Genomic DNA, 22,117 nt, shown 5'->3' with positions numbered 1-22,117 from the left:
GTCGACGGCTTACAAGCCAATATCTTGATGGTCGGTCATGTCTCTAAGCTGCCTGGCGGTGCCTTCGACCAGAGTGGCGGCTTGTCCTAAGTGCTGAGACAAGGCTTCTCGAACGATCAGGTTCAGCTGATGGAATTCTTGTTCCGAAATATGTGACAGCGCTTCGTCGGTTAGGACACTTTTGAAGGCCGTCACGACTTTTTCGGCCAGTTGATTGTTCTCGGTGGTCATTGTTCCTCCTTGTCCAGGGGCTTAAAAAATTATACTGTCGAGTTTGAGCCGATTTTCGTTACAATGCAAGACATTCCACCGTCATGCCGCAGCTATGAAAAAATCATTTCCGTTTTTTGCAATCTTATTTATTTTGTTACCGGCCTGTTCGACTCCGCCGGTCCGCCAGGAGTCTGTTGAACAGCCTACTGTTGCAGACCAGGCAGAGGAGGGCGCGTCACTTAGGCGAGCATTGCCGGCCCCCGATCTCTATCGTGAAAAAGCCGGCAAGACATTGAAATTGGTCAGAATCATGGAAGGTGGCGCCTGTCAAACCGAGCAATACGGTGTGGTGGGCATGTTTATGCTCTATGCCGATCCCGACGACATAGAACGCATCAAACAAGACAGGGGCGCCGGTGTCTTTGCCGAATATGAGAAGATTATCGAACAATTCGCCATGCTGGCTTTGGAACAAGCGGTTAATGAGCTTCAATTTTTCGACAACCCGTTCGCATTGGATGAAGAGGATGTGCAACGCGAATTGGCCGAGCAACTGATACCATTGTTCGATGCTTCGGTGGCCGAGGCCATTACCGAGTTTGAAGCCGAAACGACGCTGACGATCGATTTGGCGCCGTTAAGCGATTCTTTTTATTTTTATTTGCACGGTTGTGAAATACCTCATCAGCACTGAGCCAGACGATATACATGTGTGGACGATTTAATCTGCTTGCCGAACCTGAAGGATTGATCGAGAATTTTCAGCTGCGGCGCCTAAGTCGTTACCAGAGGCGTTATAACATTGCGCCGGGGCAAAAAATTCTGACCGTGGTGGCGCTGCAAGATGGAAGTCTTAAAGGGGTTAATTTGATCTGGGGCTTGATTCCCCGCTGGGCCAAAGAACGCAAGATCGGCAGTCGACTGATTAATGCCAGAGCGGAAACGGTCGATGAAAAACCGGCGTTTAGGGAAGCTTATCGGCAAAGACGCTGTCTGATTCCGGCGAGCGGTTTTTATGAATGGCAAAAAACGGACCAGGGTAAACAGGCTTACCATCTATGTAAGAGCGATCAGCGTCTATTTGCATTTGCCGGTTTATGGGAGTCTTGGCAGCAAGGCTCGGAGACCCTTTATTCCTGCACCATCGTCACCACGGCCGCCAATGCGCTGATGCAGCCTGTGCATCAGCGCATGCCGGTGGTTATCGCCGAGCAAAATTATCGATCTTGGTTGGCTCCGCAGGCGTCCAGCGGTGAGTTGAGATGCTTGCTGGGGTCGGATGGCTATCAAGATTTTACCGTCTCGCCGGTCAGCGATTGGGTCAACAATCCTCGCCATGACGATCAATACTGCCTGACTTGAAGGGGATTAAGGCTCATTAATGCGTAATTGGGTTGAATGAAACCTAACCGGAGCTATCAACGCCCCTAGGAGCGCCGCCCTCGGCGCGAAAAGCTGCATTAGGCCCGAGGCGGGTCCTACGACTAATGATGTATAACGGCGAGGGGTTAAAGTCCCAGTTCAAACAATAGTTTGATCGAGACATAGACAATCAAGGCGATGAAGCCGCTATAGAGCAGAAACTGTAACGGTTTTTCTTTTACGACATCGAACAGGCGTTTGTTTTTGCCTTCTTTTTTCAATTGCTCGTAGAGAGCACGCTGCTCGGCGCAGCGTTTTTGTTGGTAAGCGTGCAATAACCGTTGCGCTGTCGGCAGTTCGTCCGGGTCTCTCAACCATAAGGCCGGCATCGAGATGCCCCAGTTACCCGCCGATGTTTCATAAAAATCGATGCCGTTGTCAGATAATAAGGCGCGTACCTCGTCGGCTTCGTCTTCCGGTACACCTTGTAAAGAGAAGAGCAGTGTTGACATGTTTGCTTGTTCATAAAATATCGTTAACGTGATAATACCTTATTTGCCAGGGCTACCTCATTAAATGAATGAGTGGCAAAACAGAATTTAACGACAAATACGCCTAAAGTAAGTTAAACGTTTAGGGCGTGTTAAACACCCCGCCCCGTGTTCACGGCCAATTTTGCCCCGGTGGCGGTTTTTGGCGGCTTGCTTCGCGAAGCCGCCCTACGATGCGGTAGGGTGTGCTGACGATAGGAAGCGCACCAGTTTTTGATGCGCTTCACGCTGTTCAACATCCGAAGGCAAGACGGTGCTTTGCGTAGGAGCGCCGCCCTCGGCGCGAAAAGAGCCATTCGGCCCTAGGGCTGGCCTCCTACGGGCAGTCGCCCTTGGCGCGAAAAGCAAGTAGTCCGTATGTCGCTATGCGAAATGCAGGTCAACGAGGTCCTGAACGATTCAACCGTGAGTAGAGTAAGTTAAACGTTTGGGGCGGGTTAAATAACCCGCCCCGCCCAGAGGGATGAGGCGATATTAACCAATGTGTTGGTTCAGGTACTTTTTAATGAGGGAACCCTGCCTTATTTGCATTCGTCCTGGCAGCTGAGGTATTTTTATGGCAGGATCAGAGTGATGGTTGATTGCGGCTTGTCGAAATAAGCGGCGTAAGCTCTAGCTGCCTGTAGTATGCCCCGTTGGATATTGAAGGAGAGTGGAATATGACCGATTGCAAACTGATTTTAGCGTTGCCGTTGCTTACGCTGACCTTGTTAAGCGGCTGCGCCAACTTGGACGCAGTCGGCAAGTTTGCCGATGGCGCGCAAAAACTGTCTTGGGCTTCGGCCGAATTTTATCAGGCCGAGCTGGAAACAGACCGTGAATTGGCCGGTTTGACCGTGGATCTTGCTGAGCCCGTCGTCGCCGGAGAATCCGCCTGGGTGAATGCCAGCAAAGGCGAAAACTTGATCGCCGAAGCACGCAGAAACAAGGCCGCCGTGATGGCGTTGGCGAATTATGCCGGCAGTTTGAAGACTATCGCAACATACGATGACGATAAGGCGTTGCAACAGTCGGCTAGCGACCTCAGTCATAGTCTTATCAGTCTGAGTCGAGAATTGGATGGCGATATCGACCCCAATGAATCGGCTTTAGCCGAAGCCATCAAGCGCTTGGCGACCCTGTACAGCCAGCTTAAAAGTCGAGACATTGTTCGTAGCAAGGTCAAGCAGGCGCATCCGCATGTGGAAACGATAGTCAGGACGATGATCGACGATATCGAACGTCAACAAGTGCGTTTTTCCCTGACCCGCTTGAACGCCAACGTCAACCGAGAACAGTGGTTCAACGCTTTTAAAAAGGACTATCAGTCCGGCAACTTGTCGGCATCGCAAAAAGCGTTGATTAGCATTGCCGCCGGTCAATTAGTGGAAGATGAGCTGCGAGAAAGACTTTCCGAACTGCCTAAACGCCGGTTTCTGTCGCAGCTAAAGAGAACCGCTAATAGCTGCTTGGCCGCTCATCGGGCCATACACGATAGCGATCTAAAAGACGACGCCGAAGTGCTGCTTGAGTTGGCCGCCGATACGCGCAAACTTTACCGGCGTCTGAGAGATGTCAATAAAGGGGAGTAAACGCAGATGATAACGACTGAAGAAATACTCGATTTACTGTCGGCGCTGATTCTGGACCTGGGGGCTATTCGCGAGAAAACTCCGGATGCGACCGATCGGGCGGCAATCAACAATCAGATCATGGCGCTGACCAAGTTATGGCGTAAGATTGACGATGTTAGGGCCAGTGAATCCTATGAACAGCTCACCGAGCCTAAAGCCGCGCTGGAAGCAATCAGCAAAGATCTGAAGAAAGAAAAGAAAAAATTGGACAATGTCGCCAAGGTGATATACCGCGCCGCTCAGGCGATCGCGATCGCCGAAAAGGTCGTCAAATTTGTCGCCTGATTGTAGATAGGCTGGGGTTTTCCCGGTTTTAGCGGGCTGTCTTCAAGCAGGAAAACCCTTCAAGCCTGAGTGGCGAGACGGCTTGTCGCCGCTGGCCCAACGAAAAACAAGGTGTTTTGTTGTATTCCCATTCCCGGCAACGACATTGCAATGAGGTATTTATCATGACTCTACCGCGCCATGCATATCACGGCCTGATTTTTTTACTCGCGCTTTTGTTGATGGGCTGTGCGCCAAACATCGTTTATCGCAGTGATTACGCCAGTTGCACCGTTACTGAAGGAAATGCCTGTGAAACCCATGCGATACAAATTCATCATGCCGGCAGCGACCGGGAATTTCAACTCGGTTTTGTCGAAATCGACGATCAGGGCCTGCTACGTGACCGCAAGCAACTGTATGCCTTGTTGGATCGCTTATATGCAACGGCGTCTAAAGATAATTTGTTGATTAACGTATTTGTTCATGGTTGGCATCATAATGCCGCACCCGGTGACAGCAATATCGAAGGCTTCAAAGACAATCTCGCCAAACTCGGCCAGATCGAAAGCCTTCTGAGTCAAAATAAAAAACGTCAGGCGCGCAAAGTGATCGGCATCTATGTGGGTTGGCGGGGCGAATCGATCGATTTTCCGGGGCTCAGACATCTGACCTTCTGGGATCGTAAGAATACCGCCGAAGATGTCGGTTATCTCGGTATCAGCGAACTTTTATTGAAACTGGAGCAAATCACTCATATCAAGAATAGCCAACAAGACAGCCTGAAGAGCCGACTGATTATCATAGGGCACAGTTTTGGCGGCGCCGTGGTCTATAATGCCGCTGCGCAAATTCTGGCTAGCCGTTTTGTTAACAGTAAAAAAGGCAAGAGCTATGTCGGGAGTGTTGAAGGCTTTGGCGATTTAGTGGTGTTGCTCAACCCTGCATTTGAAGCGCTTCAATTCGCTCCGCTTTATGATCTGGCGCAATCGCGCTGTAGTTATCCGTTCTCCAAGCAGCCCCGTTTAGCCGTCCTGACCTCGGAAACAGATTATGCGTCCAAATATGCATTTTGGGTGGGAAGGGTGTTTTCCTCATTATTTGAAAGCCACAAAACCATCGTGCGTGAGGAATGCGATGGCAAGCGAAAACTGATTCTTGACGAGGGTGAGGCCGATCGTAATACCATCGGTCATTTTCCGCCGTTGATCACTCACCGGTTAACGAAAGCGACAAATGGCGATAAGACCGCGAATACCGAACCGGACAAACTGAGCGCATTATGGCGCCGGCAATGGCAAGGCGCCACTATACGTTATGGCGCTATCGAGCTGACCGATCTGGAAAAAACCGCAGCGTACAGCCCTTATTTAAATATCGAAGTCAGCGAGGAAATCATGGATGGGCATAACGATATCTTTACCGATGATCTGATGGAATTTATCCGTATGCTGATCGTTCTGTCGGCGATGACCGAATAGCGCTTTTGTCGTCAGTAGTTCAATTTGTTAATATTAGTCGTTTGAATAGGCTTAATTTGCTTACGCCGATTTATCGGTGTGGCGTTGCTTAGCGTATGTCGAGCGGAATCCTTGGATACAAAGAACTTCACATTAGTTAAAACTTGGGAAAACAGAATCAAGGCGGTATCGCCGGTTTTAAAAGACGAACCGGACAGGGCTTATATCTTCCAGATTTTGTTGAATAAAAGACCGGAAATCAGCGAATTGCAGATTTCCGTGAAAAGTGGCGAGATCGATATACGCTACGATGCGGAAAAAATGCCCCGCGCCGCGCTGTTGAAGGCTATGGACGCCATGTTGGCAAATGTGGCTAAAAAGCCTGTCGCTGCGGTAAAAAAACAGTTGCCCGGAACGCCCGAGGAAATCGAATTGCTGGTCGAAGGCATGAGTTGTCCGGCGTGCGCCTTGTTGATAGAGATGTCCTTGAAGAAAGAGGAACAAATCGTCGATGCCAGCGCCGATTTGGAGACCAAGAGAGTCAAGGTCTACGGTACGCAGAGTAAACGCCAGGTGATCGAAAAAATTGAAAAATTGGGTTATAAACATATAGTCGAGAGCAAATGAGCGAAGAACGAATCATAGAGCTGGAGATCAAGGCGGCTTATCAAGAAGAGCTGCTGGAAAGCTTGAATTCGATTGTTGCGCAGCAGCAGCAACAGATCGATAAGCTGGAAGAAACCTGCAAGTTATTACACGATAAAATCGAGTCATTGTCGCCAACAGAGGCGGGCAAGGCTTTGCAGGATGAGATTCCTCCGCACTATTGAGGTGATGCTAATCACAGTTGTTATAAATTAATGAGTTACGCTGATAAATTAAGCTAAAATATCAACGTAACTACTCACCCCCATTCGTAGGGTGGATAAGTCGGCATCTTTGGCGGATGCGCCCTTCAGGCTTATCCACCCTGCATGCTCTGCCGCGTTCGATAAGTGGGGCGAGCAGTTACATATCAACTTGCATTTGGTTTTTGGGAAATAACAGATCATGACAACCCTAGCGATAGACGGGAAAGTGTATAGCGAACAGGATATTGTGCAGGAAAAACAGGAATATATTCGCTTGGAAGCGGTTGATGCCTGCTTCGCCTTACACGCTTTGGTTAACGATAAATCGGCGTTGGTCAGGTCCGCCGTTGCGCGTAAAAAGGTGGGCCATGAGTATTTGGTGTTTGATAAAAACTGGCGGGTGCGAGCCACGGTGGCGCAATATTGCGATGATGAGCATTTGTTGGATCAATTGAAAAATGACAGCAATGAATTCGTCCGTTTCATTGTCGCCAAGCGCGGTTATGCGTTGGAGCAGTTTGTCGACGATGTCGATGAAGAAATCGCCTCGCTCGCCCGCTATCAACTCCAGAACCGATGGGTCGCGGCATAGCTTCGCGTAACTATTCAGCCAGCAATTCCCACTTTGGCGTTCAAAAAGGGCATGGGGTGTGTTTGGCGAGGATGTCGGCAGCAAGGATGCTGCCGTCAAGCCCCCAGGGATGGGTTTACCCAGCACCTAAATACCATAGACTATTGGCTATGATTTATTATCGTCGTTTATTTAGGTGCTGGGTGAACGGCGCTCCTCGACAGACACACCCCATGCCCTAAACCCCGCAAAAATACTCAAACTGATGGGAATTACTGCTATTCAGCTTGATACTGAGAAAATATTTCTTTTACTATCAATTGCTTGTGGAAGAAGTGTATGCGACAGAGATGTCGCATCCAAGCCTATAGGGACATATTCACCCAGCACCTAAATTCCATAGGCTAATGGCTGCGATAAATTATCTTCGTTTATTTAGGTGCTGGGTGAACGGCGTCTTCTGGAGCAAGTAACTGATAGTAAATGCATTTTTATACTGAATAGTTAGTGCGGCCAGGCAAGGTCGTTTATTCCAGCGGGCGAGAATCCCGTCCCAGAAGGCCGGTCAGCCACTGGGTAGAGTCTTTGGGTCGGCGGGGGTAACCCCAAAGATTAAGCACAAAGCAACTCAAGACAACAGGCCGTAAGCGAAAGCTGAAGTGATTGAGCCTCGAAAGCAGAGACAAGAGAGGGATGACGTAGTTAACTATGCGGAAATCAACACAGAGTGAGGCGTCATGACAAGTCTTACTCTGCCTCTCCGGGGTCGAAGAGCATGGCATGTTGGACACCGGGAATAAACGGCAACCTGGGAGAACCTATCAGGCCTCACAAGGAAGCGAGTATGTCGGACAAGCGATCATAAAGTAAGAAAGACAAATGCCTATAGGTAGTCGGATAACGGTGTAGTACCGATGAACGCGGGTAATGCTGCGGGAGGGAAGACCGTTACATTAAGAAACAACGTTAAGGAGACATACCGAACGTGCCCAGAAACGAAGAAACGGTAACCACGAAACTGCAACGTATAGCGGAGAAAGCCCGTAACGAACCGAACTGTCAGTTCACCAGCTTGTTTCATCTGATGACAGTGGAAATGTTATGGGGATGCTTTGACGCGCTGAGGAATCATGCTGCGTCAGGTATTGATGGAGTCACCAAGCAACAGTACGAGAACAACTTACTGGAAAACCTTCAGCAGCTAGTTGGTAAACTGCACCGAATGGCCTACATACCCCAACCGGTGCAACGGGTTTACATCCCCAAGCCCGGGACTGATAAGTTAAGGCCCTTAGGGATACCGGCGCTGGAAGACAAACTGGTGCAAGCCGGGCTGGTCAAAATCTTACAGGCTATCTATGAGCAAGACTTTATAGACGACTCGTATGGATTCAGGCCGGGTAAAAGCTGTCATGATGCGCTGCGAGCGTTAAGCCAAACAGTCGAAAATCGACCGATAAACCACATTGTGGAAGCCGATATAAAAGGCTTTTTCGATACGGTTGACCAAGAGCAGCTGATGACTTTTCTCGCGCATCGTATCGCCGACAAACGCGTATTGCGCTACATCAAACGCTTCTTGAAAGCGGGTATCGTCGAAGACGGACAGTTTAAAGCCAGTGAAACAGGTACGCCGCAAGGTGGCGTGATATCGCCCTTGCTAGCTAATCTCTATTTGCACTACAGCCTAGACTTGTGGATGACCCGCAAGTTTGCGAAAAGCTGCGGTGGAGTCGCCCGAATGATACGCTATGCGGACGACTTTGTCGTCTGCTTCCAGCAGGAAGCGGATGCCAAACGATTCCGGAACGAGCTAGAAGCACGGCTCGCCCTGTTTGAGCTGACGTTAGCACCGGAGAAAACGCAATGCATTGAATTTGGCCCGTTAGCGGTCAAACGTGCGAGACGCGTGGCGAAAAGGCGGCGACCTTTGATTTTCTGGGGTTTACCCATTACTGTTCACGGACGCGAGACGGAAAACGCTTTCGGATGAAGCGGAAGACGATCGGTAAACGCCTAACGGCGAAGCTGAAAGCCTACCGTGCATGGCTTAAAGCAAACCGAAACCTGCCGACCGCCGAAATACTCAAGCGAACCGCCCGCAAACTGCGAGGCCATTACGGCTACTATGGCGTCACCGATAACAGTCGAGGAATAAACCTGTACTTTTATCAAGTGCAACGCATTCTACACAAATGGCTGAATCGGCGAGGTCGGAGAAACTGCTGTAGTTGGGCAAAGTTTGCTCTATTGTTAGCGCGTTTTCCACTGCCGAAACCTAAAATCTTGGTGAATCTATTCTGAATCCGTGAATAGGGTTCTTAATGAGGAGCCGTGTGCGTAAATAGCGCAAGCACGGTTCTGTGAGGGGCTTGGTAACAATTGATGAAATAACAAACTATTTGCAATCACGTAGTAGCCGCGTGCGGCGGGGCGTTCCAGAGAAGCATGGCAAGTACGATGTTATTTGGTCGAAAGAAACCGGTCTACTCAACCAGCTTCGCTTATAAACTCACCGTCGCTGCCATTATTTAGGCCGGTTGGGCGAATTTAATCGCCTAACCGGCTTGCTCATTATAGGCTGTAGTCAAGCTCCAACAATTTGGCATGTGCGGCCGCCAGTCTGGCGATCGGAATTCTCGGCGCCGAGCAGGATACGTAATTCAGTCCGATATGGTGGCAAAAGCGGATCGATTGAGGGTGACCGCCTTGCTCCCCGCAAATGCCGATATGTATATCGGGACGGGTTGCATGTCCGAGATCGGTTGTCATTTTCATTAGATTGCCGACACCTTTGACATCGAGTGTTTCGAACGGATTGTCCTGCAGCAAGCCGGATTCATTATAAAGCGGCAGGAATTTGTTTTCCGCATCCTCGCGCGAGAAAGAAAAAGTCGCCTGGGTCAGATCATTGGTGCCGAAAGAGAAAAATTCCGCGACATTGGCGAGGTCACCGGAACGCGTGCATGCGCGTACGGTCTCGATCATCGTGCCAAACTTGAAATTGAGCTCAAGCCGGTATTGGGCCTCCACCTCGTGACGAACCTGGTCAACGATTTCCTTCACTTTTTTCAATTCCTGGGACGTAATGACTTGTGGCACCATGATTTGCGGTTCTATCGGAATACGCTTCTTGGCGCACAAGGCCGCTGCCTCGAGAATAGAGCGTATCTGCATGCGATAGATTTCCGGGTAACTCATGCCCAGTCTTACCCCTCTATGGCCGAGCATCGGATTGACTTCATAAAGTTCCCGTACTTTACGCAGCATTAATTCCTTTTTACTGATCGCCTCGTTGATGACTTCATCGTTGAGCAAGTTCAATGGTGAGGGCAAGGCGTCGTGAGTCCCCAAAGTCTCCAATGTGACTCTCTGGCCTTGGACGATTTTGGCGTAGTGCTGCAAGGCGTCTATTTCTTCCAATAACTGATGTTCGTTGGGAAGGAACTCATGCATCGGCGGGTCCAGCAGACGGACGGTGACCGGATGCGGCGACATCGCTTCGAATAACTGGCGGAAATCGTCGCGCTGTATCGGAAACAGTTTCGCCAGCGCGAGTTCGCGGGCTTCGACATCGTCGGCGATGATCATGTCGATCACCAGCGGCAGGCGGTCGGAAGCATTGAACATGCGTTCGGTGCGGCATAAGCCGATGCCTTTTGCGCCATAGCTGGCCGCCAGCTTTGCCCCATCCGGGGTATCGGCATTGGCATGCACCTCGATTGTGGCGACATCATCGGCCCAGGCCAATAGGGTTTTTAGTTCTTGTGAGAAACTCGGCGGAATGGTCGGGATTCGGCCTAAATAAATATTGCCGCTACTGCCGTCTATCGTGATGATATCGCCTTCGCGAATATGGATGTCGCCGACTACCGCGGTGCGCATTCTGACATCGACGGCGATATCCTCGGCGCCGGCGACACAAGCCTTACCCATGCCGCGCGCGACGACGGCCGCGTGCGAGGTTTTGCCGCCGCGGCTGGTCAAGATACCCTGGGCGGCAAAGAAGCCGTGGATGTCTTCCGGTTTGGTCTCCTCGCGCAGCAGAATAATGTCTTCGCCTATTTGCCCTAAACGCTCGGCGGTATCGGCATCGAACACGCACTTGCCGCAGGCCGCGCCGGGTGAGGCCGGGAGACCTTGGGCCAATGCCGGATGAGCATGATCGGGCGCCAGCTGCGGATGCAATAACTGCTCCAGCAGTTCGGGATTGATTCTCAGCAGTGCTTGTTCCTTACTGATCAGTCCTTCGCTGACCATGTCGACCGACGTTTTGACCATTGCCGCGGCATTCATCTTGCCGTTACGAGTTTGCAGACAATACAGCACACCACGTTCTATCGTGTATTCATAGTCTTGGACTTCCTTGTAATGCGATTCCAGCTTGTTGCGCAGTTCGACCAACTGGCGGTATTGTTCCGGCATTTCATGCGCCAGTTCCTGCACCGGCTTGGGCGTTCTGATGCCGGCGACGACGTCCTCGCCTTGGGCATTCACCAGATATTCGCCATACATCTCATTGAATCCGGTGGCGGGATTGCGGGTAAAACCGACGCCGGTCGCGCAGTCGTCGCCCATGTTGCCGAATACCATCGTGACGATGTTGACGGCGGTGCCGTTGGCGACATCGGGGGTAATGTGAAATTCGCGGCGATAATCGATGGCCCGTTTGCCCATCCAGGAGTTGAATACTGCTTTGATCGCCAATTCCAGCTGTTCAAAGACATCTTCCGGGAAATGATGGCCGGTTTCATCATGAACGACCCGGAGAAACATTTCACTGATTTCTTGCAGCTGATCGCTGGAGAGCGCCACGTCGGCCTTGATGCCGGCCTTACGCTTGGCTTCATTGAAATGCACGTCAAATTTTTCATCATCGATGCCCAGCGCCACCTTGCCGAATAATTGGATGAAGCGTCGATAAGCATCATAGGCGAACCGTGGATCGCCGGTTTGTTCGATCAGTCCTTGCAGTGTCTTTTTATTCAGTCCCAAGTTCAGAATGGTATCCATCATGCCGGGCATCGAAATGGCCGAGCCGGAACGCACCGAAACCAGCAATGGATCATTGGCGCCGCCAAATTCCTTGCCGGTGGCTTGTTCGATTTTCTTGACTTGCTGACGCACTTCATCGAGTAAGTCTTCCGGCAGTTTGCCCAGCTCCAGATAGGTTAAGCAGGTTTCGGTGGTGATGACAAAGCCCGGCGGTACATTTAAGCCGATTTGTGTCATTTCACAAAGATTCGCGCCTTTACCGCCTAATAAGGCCTTGTTTTTTCCATCGCCGTTGTGAAACGAATAACTGTATTTTGTCTTCATTGATTAGCCTTGTGTGTATGGATTGGTTAGCGAAATTGTAATGAATTTTTAAGTGCCTGGCCGCACTGTTTAGATATAATTGAAGCGAATTTTTAGCATGAATTTATAACGCGTTGAATTGGTTAACTATTCATTAAAGCTTTGATATGGGCGCCGACGCTTTCCTGCAGGGCGGCCAGGTTGTAGCCGCCTTCCAAGATCGAGACGATGTGTCCCGAGCACTCGCGTTCGGCTATTTCCACCAATTGGCGAGTTAGCCATGCATAGTCGTCGGCTTCAAGCATGATCGAGGCTAACGGATCATCTTTGTGGGCATCGAAGCCGGCCGACAGCAGCATCAGCTGCGGTTTAAACAATTTTAATGCCGGTAAAATGATGTCGCGATACTTCTGCCGAAACTGAGGCCCGCCATCTCCGGCCGCCAGTGGAACATTGACAATGTTGCCGACTCCGGTTTCGCTAGGGTGGCCGCTGCCGGGGTAATGGGGCATTTGATGGGTGGAAGCATAGAGTACCTCGGCCTGCTGATAGAAGGCTTGCTGGGTGCCGTTGCCGTGATGCACATCGAAATCGACAATGGCGACTCGCTGTAAATCATACTGCCGTCTAGCATAAGTGGCGGCGATGGCGATGTTGTTGAACAGACAAAATCCCATCGCCCGCTCTGCTTCGGCGTGATGCCCCGGCGGTCTGACTGCGCAAAAGGCGTTATCGGCCTGTCCCGTCAAGACTCGGTCTACCGCGTCGCAAACGCTGCTAGCGGCTAGCAGGGCGGCCCTTCCGGAACCAGGGGATAGTACCGTGTCTTGATCGAGATAGGCATGGCCTTGTTCGGGAATCATCGCGAATATTTTTTCGATTAGGGCCGGGCTATGTAGCCGTTGGATATGGTCGCGGATGTTTTCCTTTAACGTGGGCGTGACTTTGACCAGCGAGGCGAAATCGGCGCCGGCCAGTTCCGCATTGATATGGGTCAGCCTTGCCGCGCATTCCGGATGGCCAGGGCCGGTATCATGTTGCAGGAAGTCATCGTGATAATAGTAAAGTGTTGTCACAAGAGCCGATGCCGGATTCTGCTAAAATCATCTTCATTTTTACCGTCTTTTGCTTTTTATTACAAGGTGGCGATGAAAGAATAATGTTTAATGACCGAGGAAAATTATCATGAATAACCCGGAAGTCGTCATTATCGGCGCCGGCGCAGCGGGGTTGATGTGCGCGATCGAAGCAGGAAAGCGGGGACGTCGGGTGTTGGTGTTGGATCATGCGAATAAGGCCGGAAAGAAGATTCTGATGTCGGGAGGCGGGCGTTGTAATTTCACTAATTATTCGGTCGAGCCGGAGAATTACCTGTCGCAAAATCCGCATTTTTGCAAATCGGCATTGAGCCGCTATACGCAATGGGATTTTCTGGCGTTCATCAATCGCTACCAGATACCCTATCACGAACGCGAGCATGGCCAATTATTCTGCGACCGCAGCGCCAAGGATATCGTCAACATGCTGTTGAGCGAGTGTGACCATCATGGCGTCGAGGTACGCTTGCGCTGCAAAATCTTAAAGGTTCAGCGCAAGGAGCAGAGCGGCTTCAGTCTGACTACCGACGGCGGTTCCATCGACGCAGAAAAGCTAGTGGTTGCGACCGGAGGCTTGTCGATACCGAAAATGGGGGCGACGCCATTCGGTTATCGACTGGCCGAGCAGTTTGGCATTTCAGTTATCGCGACCCGGGCGGGATTAGTGCCGTTCACCTGGCGCGAAGAAGACAAGGTCAAGTTCGCCGGTTTATCGGGCATCGCCGTGCCGGCTGTCGTTAGCCATGCAGGCAAGCATTTCCGAGAAAACGTGCTGTTTACGCATAGGGGGTTGAGCGGACCGGCCATCTTGCAGATATCCTCCTATTGGCGATCCGGCGAGACGATCGAAATCAATTTATTACCCGATCTCGATTTAATCGAGGATCTGAAAAAACGGCGCGATCGCCATGCCAACGTCAAGGTCAAAACGTTGCTGACACACGTTTTACCTAAACGTCTGGTTCAGGCGCTGGTGAACGAAACATTGTTGGAGCTGACCCTGCAAAACTGCGCAGACCGACATCTCAAGGAAATTGGCGCACAGCTCAATCATTGGGTCTTGAAGCCCAACGGCACTGAGGGATATCGCACCGCCGAAGTCACCGTCGGCGGCGTGGATTGCAATGCGGTTTCCTCAAAGACGATGGAAAGTCGTCGCGTGCAAGGTCTGTATTTCGTCGGTGAAGTGTTGGACGTCACCGGGTGGTTGGGAGGCTATAATTTTCAGTGGGCTTGGGCGTCGGGCTGGTGTGCAGGGCAGTTTGTATAATGATCGGGCCATTTGTTCGGCTGCTGTGTTAAATTATCCGAAAGCGCCGTTTTTCCGGCTATTTCATAGGGGGTCGCAATGCTGGAGTCACAAACAATTTCGTCTATTTTTCTGCGATTACTTACCAAACCTAAGCTAATCGTGCTGCCTATCGCCTTATTGTTAGGTTGCCAGTCCGGGATGGTCAGCGACCGCGCCGATCTGACCGCGACCGAAGGCTATAGCGCCGAACAGACCGATAAATTGTTTGTCGTCGATTGTTTGCTGCCCGGGCAAATTCGTAAACTGGGCAGCCAAATGACTTATTTGTCGGCGCGGAGGCCGGTGAAGACCACCGCCGGCGACTGCGAACTGCGCGGCGGTGAATATGTCGCCTACGATCGCGCTAATTATGCGTCGGCATTGCGTGTCTGGCTGCCACAGGCTAAGCAAGGTAACGTCGAGGCGCAGGTTATGATGGGTGAAATTTATGAAAAAGGATTGGGAGGGATGGCCGATCCCGCACTGGCCGCACAATGGTATCGCAAAGCCGCGGAGCAGGGCAGTTCCAGGGCGCAAATCAATCTTGGTCATCTCTACGAAAAAGGTTTGGGGGTAGAGAAGAATTTGGCCGAGGCGCTGAACTGGTACCGTAAGGCTTCGGGCCTGGAAAACACCGATCTGCAATTCGCCTCGGTCACCGAGGCGGCGGTTTCCTCCAGCTATGAAGAAAAGCTGCAGGGTCTACGTCAAACCAGCCAAAGTTATCGGCGACAGGCCGATAGTCTGCGCAAGCAGCTCAGTCAGGCTCAACAAAACTATGCCACCCAGCAGCGTAAACTGACGGCCATCGAAAACAAACTGGAACAAACCCGGCAACAGCTGCAACGGGAAAAAAATAAGACGGACGGCAATCAGGAATTGATCGAAAAACTGGAAAATGATCTCCACGATAATCAGTCTTCCTATGATCGGCAGAAACTTGCCTTATCGCAGATGGCGGCATCGATGCAACGGGAAAAAGGCGAACAGACCAGGGTTTCGTCTTCCAGAAAGAAGTTGGACGAGCAAAAGCGGCGGCTTAAAGAGATGGAGTCGGCTTATCACCGAGCCTTTATCGGCATTAAAAGCGATATGAAGCTGATCGAGGAAAAAGCTGGGCGGGCAGTGACGACCCAGGACAAACTGGCGGTCGAGCAGCTGCGTGGCAAACTCAAGATGGCCAAGGCGGATTTGTTGAGGATGGGCAGGCAGATTAAACAGCTGAAAGCGAGCGTTGCCGAAAACGAAAGTATCGTTGCCAGTCTGGAAAATGACTCTGCCGACAAAGTCACGCTCGCTAAGGCAGGCATCGAAATCATCGAGCCGGTTATGGTGTTGACGCGCGGAATACCGAGTTATCAGCTAAGGTCGATTAGACAGAACAAGAAAATTATCGGCAGAGTGGCGTCCTATCAAAACCTGATCTCGTTAACGGTCAACGGCAAAGCGGCTCAGGTCGACGATAGGGGGGTGTTTCAGACGATTGTCGCCGTTAACGACGATTTAAATCCGGTGAAAATCGTCGCCACCTATAAAAAGGGCGAGCCTCGTGTATTGAATTTCAATTTATTGGCGAAGACGTCCACCGATAGCGTCATCGATCAAGCGCCACCCGTTAAGGCGGTTGCCAAAATCTATCCGTCCGTTGATTTCGGCCGTTTTTATGCGTTGGTGATCGGTAATCGCGATTATCGGCAATTGCCTTCATTGAATACGTCGGTGGAGGATGCCAAGGCGGTCGATGAGGTGTTGCGCAACCGTTATGGTTATAAAACGACGCTGTTGATCAATGCCAATAGGCATCAGATCATGACGGCATTGAACGATTTGCGCAAGGTGTTGACCGAAAAAGATAATTTGCTGATCTATTATGCCGGGCACGGCGAAATCGATAAGACCGACCAAAGCGCTTATTGGCTGCCCACCGATGCCGAACCCGACAATTCGGCGAATTGGTTATCCAGCCATAGCATCACCCAGTTTTTGAATATCATATCTGCCAAGCATATCTTGGTGGTCGCCGATTCCTGTTATTCAGGCGCGATGACACAAAGCGCCATTGCCCGTCTGCCCGGTCAGATGGCCGAGGAAAAACGCAAGAAATGGCTTAAATTCATGGTCAAACGTAAAGCCAGGACGGTGATGACGTCCGGCGGCGTCAAACCGGTGCTGGATAGTGGTGGTGGCCGGCATTCGGTGTTTGCCAAGGCTTTTTTGAATGTGTTGAGAACGAATGGCGGTTTATTGGAGGATTATGAATTGTTCCGTTCGGTTTCCAGTCAGGTACAGGAATCCGCCGCCTTGGTCGGCTTTCAGCAGTCGCCGCAATATTCGGCCATGTTGCATGCCGGGCACGAAGGCAGCCCGTTCTTTTTCGTGCCTAGGGTTAATTAGTCCAAGTGTCTACGGCGCTTCTCGACAGACACTCTGTGCCCTAAACACAAGTTCAGTTCGGGATAAAAGAATCATGTATTGCCAAGGGTTAAGACGGTATCAAGCCACAGGAACGTATTCCCCCAGCACCTAAATTCCATAGGCTAATGGCTGCGATAAATCATCTTCGTTCGCTGAAAATCTTGGAAACGGAGCGCCAGCGAAGTGGTGTGACTGGCATGGTAGTCAGCTAGCTGGTGAAAGTCCAGCCTTTGCCCTGTGAGAAGGGAAGAAGTAGGCGAAAGCAAGGGTGTCCAAAGAAACTCCCGGTAGCTACCCAACAGGGAAGCACGGTTACCGAGAGCCAATGCGGAATCTGAAAGAAGCTCTAGCCGAATCGGTCACCTAAACGAGAGTGAACCTTCGTAAGGCGGCAGCAAGAGGATGAGGTGCCCGCGTCCACCGAAGTCCGATATTCTCACCGTAACTTGCTGTTGTATTGAAGGTAGGTGGACCGAGATAAAGTTGACTATCTTACCCAGTGAAGGGCCGTCGGCTTCGGGTCGGTGTAACTGCGACACCTTAAGCCCTAAGCGCAGCAGTAATGCTGACGTGATGAACCGAGGGTCTGCAGATGAAGCCGTAGTAATCGTAAAGTTCGATGCCGATGAGGTTATGGTGACATAGCTGAGGGAAAAACATCGAACCAGTGACAGGAAGTTGGAGGTGAAGGGTGGAACACGTAAGCGGCCATGGCCGTTGATTATAAACTGAGGGTCTGAGATCAGCCTGACAGGAGCAATCGACTATTCGCGTCGTAAACAGTGAACGAATCGATTGCGCGAGATTGAAGAAAGGCCATTGCAAGAGAGAGAAAAAAAAGTGAAATGAACGAACATGACCGATTGATTGAGGAACCAAGACTCTTTGACCAACTGTGCTCAACGTTGTATTTGAGTGCGGGATTTGAACAGGTGAAGAAGAACAAAGGCAAACCCGGCATTGACGGGGTCACGATAGCCGACTTTGAAGCCCGTTTAGACGAAGAGCTAAGTCGTCTGCAACAGGAATTGCAGGATTGGACTTACCAACCCTCGCCGGTTCGCCGAGTGGAAATACCTAAGCCTGGCGGCAAGGGCGTACGTCTGCTCGGCATACCGACGGTGCGGGATCGTGTGGTACAGACGACCCTGAAATTGTTGCTGGAACCGATCTTTGATCCGCATTTTTCAGGGCACAGCTATGGCTTTCGTCCGGGACGGAGTCAACACCAAGCGGTGCAAGCGGCGCAACGGATCGTGGAAAGCGGTAAACCCTATGTGGTGGACATCGACTTATCGAAGTTCTTCGATCGTATTCACCACGACCGGCTGATTGGCCGGATGGGGCAACGGATCGCCGACAAACGCATCTTGCGCTTGATCGGCATGATGCTGCGCAGTGGCGTGATGATCAACGGCGTCGTCAACCCCAACAAGGAAGGTGCGATGCAGGGCGGACCGTTAAGCCCCTTGCTGAGCAACATTGTTCTGGACGAACTGGATCAGGAATTGGAAAAGCGCGGACTGGAATTTTGTCGGTTTGCCGATGACTGCAACATTTTCGTTGGGTCGCAAAAGGCGGCGGAGCGAGTGATGGAGAAAGTCAGCCAATTCATCGAAAACAAGCTGAAACTGAAGGTGAACCGGGAGAAAAGCCAAGTGGCTAAATCCGATGCGGTAAAGTTCTTAGGCTTTACCGTGGTCGACGGGACGGTGGCGATTGCGCACAAAGCCCTGCAAACGGCCATGAGTAAAGTCAAAGCCTTAACGCCGCGAGGCACCCATCAGACGCTGAATCACACCCTGGCCGACCTTAATCAGTGGTACGTGGGCTGGGCCAACTACTACAGCTTGACCCAATACCCGTCCCAGCTGAGGAAAATCGAAGCCCATATCCGGCGACGATTACGAGCGAGGCTGGTGAGTCAGCAGAAGCGGAAACAGCATCTGTATCGAAACCTGGTCAAACGGGGCGTACCGCGAAAGCAAGCCGCCCAGACGGTCTTTTCCAACAAGAAACGGTGGGCGCTTTCCGCAACCCGAGCGGTGACGAGAGCCTATCCGAACAGTTGGTTTATCAACCTGATGGGACAGGAAATACGATCCGACCGACAGTTAGCGCATTGGTTTGAGGTATCTCAATGGATTCGTCTTACGTGAGGAGCCGTGTACGGACCCGTACGCACGGTTCTGTGGGCAGACGGGAGCTGCGGCTCCCTCTGACCCGATAAGATTTTTAGTCCCCGATAGGCGTAGGGCCGATTGTTTTGTCGGAATCGAAGCGAGAGCGAAGGTGGAGACAAAATAAAAGGTCTCCCGAAACGCCGTCAAGTCATTTGTGGGAGTGCGACGGAGCCAGCATCGAGTTTACGATGATATGGCGGAGTGGCACGGACGCAGGACGAATCGGGGCCGCCGGAGGCAATAATCGCCACGTAATTTCTGCCGCTTGCTTGGGCTGGGATGCCCAAAACAAGCTTTCGCAGAAATAGTGGCGCGCTAGTATTTAGGTGCTGGGTGAACGGCGTCTTCTGGAAGCGCTACCTGATACAGGCTGGTTTCTTAACCCTAACTCAGGTAAACACAGCAAAAATGCTCAACTGGGAATTGCTGGCGCCTGCCGAGCACCCGTCATATATTAAGATGACTGAGTGCCAGAGACTCGTGCTTGGAAAATATCAATGAGATGCAAATATGTCGTAGATCAGGGTGCGCGATGGTGTTCTCTGATCTGCAATTAATATAATAATTTCTATCAGAATTCATGAATCCGCAAAGCACAGAGTGATGAATAAGCCAGAACAGAACAGCGACGACGCGACGGTTATCAATACCTTGATGTCCGAAGCGCCGAACGACGAAACGGTGATGCAGTCGCCGCTAAACGATGACGCGACTCGATTGTCGACAGCAGCGGCCGAGGAGCCGGCCAAGACGTTGCAAGTGGGAACGGTTCTGCAAAATCGCTTCGTGCTGAAAGAAGTGCTGGGCAGTGGCGGGATGGGTACCGTCTTCAGGGCCACCGATTTGCGCAGACAGGAGGCTCAGGATCATCAGCCCGATGTTGCGATCAAGGTCTTGAACGAAGAATTTAGAGACGATCCTGAACTGTTCATCGCTCTGCAACGAGAAACCAAGAAGTCGCAAATTTTAGCCCATCCCAACATCGTGACGGTGTATGATTTCGATCGCGATGGCCATCATGTATTCATGGTTATGGAGTTGTTGCAAGGGAAGCCGCTGTCTGCGTACCTTCGGGACGAAGGCGCCGGCGGGATTCCGTTCAAAAAGGCCTGGCACATCATCAAGGGATTGGCCCTGGCCTTGGCCTATGCGCATAAAAAAAATATCATTCATTCCGATTTCAAGCCCGGCAATGTCTTCATTACCAGCGATGGTGAGGTCAAGGTGCTCGATTTCGGCATCGCTTGCGCGGCGGTAAGGTCGGATTCGCATGCCGATGAAACGGTGTTCAACGCCCGTGATTTAGGGGCATTGACGCCGGCCTATGCCAGTCTGGAAATGCTGCAAGGGGCGGACCCTGATCCCGCCGATGACGTCTATGCATTGGCGTGTGTGAGCTATGAGATACTGGCCGGAAAGCATCCGTTCGCTAAGCTGTCGGCGCAAAAGGCCCTGGATGTCAATCTTCAGGTCCCGGTCATTCCCGGACTGGATCGTCGTCAGCGCCAGGCTTTGGCCCATGCGTTGGCTTTCCGGCGCGAGCAGCGCACCCCGACGGTGGCCGCGTTCCTCGACGAGATCGAATCTAAGTCGGTTTGGCCGAAAGTTTTTGCCGGCGCGGCCATCGTGGCCATCATCGCGGTCGCAGGCAGTTATTTTTATGTGTTTCAGGAATGGGAATTCGTCGATGATGAAATCATTCAATTAACGCCGGAGCAGGAACTGGCGGTTAAAGACTTTTTGGAATTGGCGCAGATTCATTTTGAAGTCGGTTATTTGACGGCTCCGTCCGGCAGCAATGCGATGTGGGCCTATCGGCAGGTGCTTAAGATAGACCCTTATAATCAACCCGCTCAGAAAGGCCTGCAAAAAATTGCCGATGCGGTGGAGCAGCAGGCGTTGGGGCTTTATGCCACCGGAAACTATCAAACCAGCTTGGCGAAAATTGAAGAGGGCCTGGAAGCGGTGCCCAAACATGAACATCTGCTGAAACTGAAAGATCAGATATTAGAGTCGCGCAGGGCAGGCGGTTAAGGCCTCATTTGGCCAGCTTGACGTTGTTTTTACCATTCATCTTGGCTTGGTACATGGCGCTGTCGGCGCGGTTAATCAACGATTCGATGCTGTCGTTGCCGCGCAATGAACTCACCCCGAGACTGGCCGTCATATTGAGGATTTCCAGGCCGTAGGCCAAGGTGTGATTTTCTATCGCCATGCGGATCCTTTCGGCAATGATACCGGCATCCTCGAGATTGGTTTCACTGAGCAAGACGACAAATTCTTCGCCGCCGTAGCGGAAAACCAGGTCGCTGCCGCGCACGGAATCCTTGATCAGATTGGCGACCGAAGTCAGGGCGGTATCGCCGCCTTCATGGCCGCAGCTATCGTTGATGGTTTTGAACCAGTCGATATCCAGGAATATCAGAGAAAGATGATTGGCGTTGCGATTGGCCAATCTATATTCCCGTTCAATCGTATCGTTGAACGCCGTCCTATTTTTTGTTTTTGTCAATGGATCCGTATAGGCCATTTGCAAGGCCTGGCGATAAAGCGTTGCATTTTTTAACGGATAGATCAGGCAGCACAGCAGTGTTTCCAGATAGTTAAGTTCCTTGTCGCTGAAGCGTTGCTGGCGCATCAATTTTAATTCACCGAGGCTTTGTTCCTCGAGACTCAGAGAATAGCTACAGGAATGCCGGGTGCTAATGCCGGTATGGTACTCAAGGTTAAATAGCGGGTTACGATAGAGCACGCCGTTATGGGGGATCATCGCTTGGATTTTGTCGCAAAAAATGGCGATTAACTCATTAAAATCCAAAGTGGTTTGTAAAGCGCTGCTGATGTCATAGTGATGTAAATTGGCTGTTTTTGCAGCTTCATAGGTTTTGTTATTGACGAGGGCTAAATTGGTAATTTTCTTTTTCATCGCAACTTTCTCGTGTCCGAAC

Annotated in this window: 19 protein-coding genes; 14 read left to right on the top strand and 5 right to left on the bottom strand. The window is 51.2% G+C overall.

The window, feature by feature from the left end; all coding sequences use genetic code 11:
• Window positions 1-9 precede the first annotated feature (9 nt).
• Window positions 10-231, bottom strand: coding sequence for a hypothetical protein (locus Q9L42_RS16975; RefSeq protein WP_305907244.1), 222 nt, complete (start codon window positions 229-231; stop codon window positions 10-12).
• A 94-nt stretch (window positions 232-325) separates the two neighbouring features.
• On the opposite strand from Q9L42_RS16975, the gene Q9L42_RS16970 reads away from it, so the two are divergent.
• Window positions 326-907 carry a hypothetical protein gene (locus Q9L42_RS16970; protein ID WP_305907245.1) on the top strand — a complete coding sequence of 194 codons (582 nt, stop codon included), beginning with the start codon at window positions 326-328 and terminating at the stop codon, window positions 905-907.
• 14 nt (window positions 908-921) lie between these two features.
• Window positions 922-1,575, top strand: a complete 654-nt coding sequence (locus tag Q9L42_RS16965; protein ID WP_305907246.1) for an SOS response-associated peptidase — start codon at window positions 922-924, stop codon at window positions 1,573-1,575.
• A gap of 146 nt (window positions 1,576-1,721) precedes the next feature.
• On the opposite strand, the gene Q9L42_RS16960 is transcribed toward Q9L42_RS16965, so the two are convergent.
• Window positions 1,722-2,087 (bottom strand): DUF6164 family protein, encoded by a 366-nt coding sequence (locus Q9L42_RS16960; protein WP_305907247.1) that lies wholly within the window; start codon window positions 2,085-2,087, stop codon window positions 1,722-1,724.
• A 698-nt stretch (window positions 2,088-2,785) separates the two neighbouring features.
• Here Q9L42_RS16960 and Q9L42_RS16955 point away from each other — a divergent pair.
• From Q9L42_RS16955 to Q9L42_RS16920, 8 genes are all read left to right on the top strand, one after another.
• Window positions 2,786-3,697 carry a hypothetical protein gene (locus Q9L42_RS16955; RefSeq protein WP_305907249.1) on the top strand — a complete coding sequence of 304 codons (912 nt, stop codon included), beginning with the start codon at window positions 2,786-2,788 and terminating at the stop codon, window positions 3,695-3,697.
• A 6-nt stretch (window positions 3,698-3,703) separates the two neighbouring features.
• A complete protein-coding gene (locus Q9L42_RS16950; protein ID WP_305907250.1) occupies window positions 3,704-4,024 on the top strand; it encodes a hypothetical protein in 321 nt (106 codons plus the stop codon).
• A gap of 164 nt (window positions 4,025-4,188) precedes the next feature.
• Window positions 4,189-5,484, top strand: coding sequence for an esterase (locus Q9L42_RS16945; RefSeq protein ID WP_305907251.1), 1,296 nt, complete (start codon window positions 4,189-4,191; stop codon window positions 5,482-5,484).
• Between the two features lie 111 nt (window positions 5,485-5,595).
• Complete coding sequence (locus Q9L42_RS16940; protein ID WP_305907252.1) at window positions 5,596-6,090, top strand: cation transporter; 495 nt, start codon at window positions 5,596-5,598, stop codon at window positions 6,088-6,090.
• Window positions 6,087-6,293 (top strand): SlyX family protein, encoded by a 207-nt coding sequence (locus Q9L42_RS16935; RefSeq protein ID WP_305907253.1) that lies wholly within the window; start codon window positions 6,087-6,089, stop codon window positions 6,291-6,293. The genes Q9L42_RS16940 and Q9L42_RS16935 overlap by 4 nt, the downstream gene beginning before the upstream one ends.
• Before the next feature lie 220 nt (window positions 6,294-6,513).
• Entirely contained in the window at window positions 6,514-6,906 is a 393-nt protein-coding gene (locus Q9L42_RS16930; protein ID WP_305907254.1) for a hypothetical protein, read from the top strand.
• Between the two features lie 964 nt (window positions 6,907-7,870).
• Entirely contained in the window at window positions 7,871-8,878 is a 1,008-nt protein-coding gene (gene ltrA, locus Q9L42_RS16925; RefSeq protein WP_349431474.1) for a group II intron reverse transcriptase/maturase, read from the top strand.
• The gene (locus Q9L42_RS16920) at window positions 8,875-9,189 is read left to right on the top strand and encodes a hypothetical protein (protein ID WP_349431473.1); all 315 of its coding nucleotides are present in this window, start codon (window positions 8,875-8,877) and stop codon (window positions 9,187-9,189) included. The genes ltrA (Q9L42_RS16925) and Q9L42_RS16920 overlap by 4 nt, the downstream gene beginning before the upstream one ends.
• A gap of 270 nt (window positions 9,190-9,459) precedes the next feature.
• Here the strand turns inward: Q9L42_RS16920 and ppdK are convergent, their stop codons facing one another.
• A complete protein-coding gene (ppdK, locus tag Q9L42_RS16915; RefSeq protein ID WP_349431472.1) occupies window positions 9,460-12,204 on the bottom strand; it encodes a pyruvate, phosphate dikinase in 2,745 nt (914 codons plus the stop codon).
• 122 nt (window positions 12,205-12,326) lie between these two features.
• Complete coding sequence (locus Q9L42_RS16910) at window positions 12,327-13,259, bottom strand: histone deacetylase family protein (protein ID WP_305907256.1); 933 nt, start codon at window positions 13,257-13,259, stop codon at window positions 12,327-12,329.
• 109 nt (window positions 13,260-13,368) lie between these two features.
• Here Q9L42_RS16910 and Q9L42_RS16905 point away from each other — a divergent pair, with 109 nt between their 5' ends.
• The 4 genes from Q9L42_RS16905 (at window position 13,369) to Q9L42_RS16890 (ending at window position 21,203) form a co-directional block, all read left to right on the top strand.
• Window positions 13,369-14,550: an NAD(P)/FAD-dependent oxidoreductase gene (locus Q9L42_RS16905; RefSeq protein ID WP_349431471.1), complete on the top strand. Its 1,182-nt coding sequence runs from the start codon at window positions 13,369-13,371 to the stop codon at window positions 14,548-14,550.
• Between the two features lie 78 nt (window positions 14,551-14,628).
• Entirely contained in the window at window positions 14,629-16,965 is a 2,337-nt protein-coding gene (locus tag Q9L42_RS16900) for a caspase family protein (RefSeq protein WP_349431470.1), read from the top strand.
• A gap of 866 nt (window positions 16,966-17,831) precedes the next feature.
• Window positions 17,832-19,145 (top strand): group II intron reverse transcriptase/maturase, encoded by a 1,314-nt coding sequence (gene ltrA, locus Q9L42_RS16895; protein WP_305906644.1) that lies wholly within the window; start codon window positions 17,832-17,834, stop codon window positions 19,143-19,145.
• 627 nt (window positions 19,146-19,772) lie between these two features.
• A complete protein-coding gene (locus tag Q9L42_RS16890) occupies window positions 19,773-21,203 on the top strand; it encodes a serine/threonine-protein kinase (protein ID WP_349431469.1) in 1,431 nt (476 codons plus the stop codon).
• Between the two features lie 4 nt (window positions 21,204-21,207).
• Here Q9L42_RS16890 and Q9L42_RS16885 read toward each other — a convergent pair whose 3' ends face one another.
• Window positions 21,208-22,095: a GGDEF domain-containing protein gene (locus Q9L42_RS16885; RefSeq protein ID WP_305907260.1), complete on the bottom strand. Its 888-nt coding sequence runs from the start codon at window positions 22,093-22,095 to the stop codon at window positions 21,208-21,210.
• Window positions 22,096-22,117: the final 22 nt, after the last annotated feature.

It is taken from the genome of Methylomarinum sp. Ch1-1, assembly GCF_030717995.2.
GTDB classification, from domain to species: domain Bacteria; phylum Pseudomonadota; class Gammaproteobacteria; order Methylococcales; family Methylomonadaceae; genus Methylomarinum; species Methylomarinum roseum.
The sequence above is the reverse complement of the archived record's forward strand: the minus strand, read 5'-3'. Positions and strand labels throughout refer to the sequence as shown.

What these genes read in the sequence shown, in the direction of transcription:
- ppdK (WP_349431472.1), bottom strand. Translation starts at nt 12,204, where the DNA reads ATGAAGACAAAATACAGTTATTCGTTTCACAACGGCGATGGAAAAAAC.
- Q9L42_RS16970 (WP_305907245.1), top strand. Translation starts at nt 326, where the DNA reads ATGAAAAAATCATTTCCGTTTTTTGCAATCTTATTTATTTTGTTACCG.
- Q9L42_RS16885 (WP_305907260.1), bottom strand. Translation starts at nt 22,095, where the DNA reads ATGAAAAAGAAAATTACCAATTTAGCCCTCGTCAATAACAAAACCTAT.
- Q9L42_RS16955 (WP_305907249.1), top strand. Translation starts at nt 2,786, where the DNA reads ATGACCGATTGCAAACTGATTTTAGCGTTGCCGTTGCTTACGCTGACC.
- Q9L42_RS16945 (WP_305907251.1), top strand. Translation starts at nt 4,189, where the DNA reads ATGACTCTACCGCGCCATGCATATCACGGCCTGATTTTTTTACTCGCG.
- Q9L42_RS16935 (WP_305907253.1), top strand. Translation starts at nt 6,087, where the DNA reads ATGAGCGAAGAACGAATCATAGAGCTGGAGATCAAGGCGGCTTATCAA.
- Q9L42_RS16965 (WP_305907246.1), top strand. Translation starts at nt 922, where the DNA reads ATGTGTGGACGATTTAATCTGCTTGCCGAACCTGAAGGATTGATCGAG.
- ltrA (WP_305906644.1), top strand. Translation starts at nt 17,832, where the DNA reads ATGAACGAACATGACCGATTGATTGAGGAACCAAGACTCTTTGACCAA.
- Q9L42_RS16905 (WP_349431471.1), top strand. Translation starts at nt 13,369, where the DNA reads ATGAATAACCCGGAAGTCGTCATTATCGGCGCCGGCGCAGCGGGGTTG.
- Q9L42_RS16960 (WP_305907247.1), bottom strand. Translation starts at nt 2,087, where the DNA reads ATGTCAACACTGCTCTTCTCTTTACAAGGTGTACCGGAAGACGAAGCC.
- Q9L42_RS16950 (WP_305907250.1), top strand. Translation starts at nt 3,704, where the DNA reads ATGATAACGACTGAAGAAATACTCGATTTACTGTCGGCGCTGATTCTG.
- Q9L42_RS16890 (WP_349431469.1), top strand. Translation starts at nt 19,773, where the DNA reads ATGAATAAGCCAGAACAGAACAGCGACGACGCGACGGTTATCAATACC.
- Q9L42_RS16920 (WP_349431473.1), top strand. Translation starts at nt 8,875, where the DNA reads ATGAAGCGGAAGACGATCGGTAAACGCCTAACGGCGAAGCTGAAAGCC.
- Q9L42_RS16930 (WP_305907254.1), top strand. Translation starts at nt 6,514, where the DNA reads ATGACAACCCTAGCGATAGACGGGAAAGTGTATAGCGAACAGGATATT.
- Q9L42_RS16900 (WP_349431470.1), top strand. Translation starts at nt 14,629, where the DNA reads ATGCTGGAGTCACAAACAATTTCGTCTATTTTTCTGCGATTACTTACC.
- Q9L42_RS16975 (WP_305907244.1), bottom strand. Translation starts at nt 231, where the DNA reads ATGACCACCGAGAACAATCAACTGGCCGAAAAAGTCGTGACGGCCTTC.